Here is a 672-nt window from a genome sequence, read left to right on the forward strand (position 1 = left end):
CGGATCCTTTCGCCACTGTCATCGCAATTCCTCATCTCAAATCAGGAACCCCAATACACAATTAATTAGACACCCCCCTTCCGGGATCCGTCCGGCCGTGCACAGGTTCCCCGCGTCGGCAACATGCCCGGAGGCGGTCAGGGCCTGCTCCGCTGAGAGGTTCCCGCTAAAGAAGGACGAGCCAAGGACTGGTTGGGCAGGGTCGGTGACCGTGCCGGTAAGGGAGTCCGGGGTGGCCATGAACGTACCGGCCAGGCGCAGACGCCGGTTCGCCTCCACCCTACCCAGTAGCAGCGACTGCATCAATAATCCTGCCGGGGTGCCCGCCCCGGTCTGATCAAACCGGCCAGCACGCACCCGGTGAGCTAGATCCCCGGCAACCTGAACCAACAGGGCCTGCAGGAAATGATTCAACTGCTCCAAGGACTGCGCCCACTCCACCGCCTGCCCATCGGTCAAGGACTCCAGCACCACCCCCAACGGGGCACCCACCAAAGAACCCCCACGAGGTGCAGCGTTGCCGCAGGATTCGGTGCCAGCGTTATCAGGCACAGTACCGGGATCAGTACTCGTGGTCGTGGCAGCCTGGGCAGTGGCCTGGGCAGCGGTCTGGGCGGCGGTCTGGGTGGTGGTGTGGGCGGCGGTGGTCAGTGCCCGGGCCAGGGTGAGGAG

The 672-nt window shown here is 64.6% G+C and carries 1 protein-coding gene; it reads right to left on the minus strand.

Annotated features, from left to right (window positions below):
* Positions 1–36 precede the first annotated feature (36 nt).
* The coding region (locus tag CXQ94_RS22820; RefSeq protein ID WP_181034365.1) for a hypothetical protein at positions 37–672 on the minus strand (636 nt) is incomplete at its 5' end.

The organism is Arthrobacter sp. GMC3, from assembly GCF_002929305.1.
Lineage (GTDB): Bacteria > Actinomycetota > Actinomycetes > Actinomycetales > Micrococcaceae > Specibacter.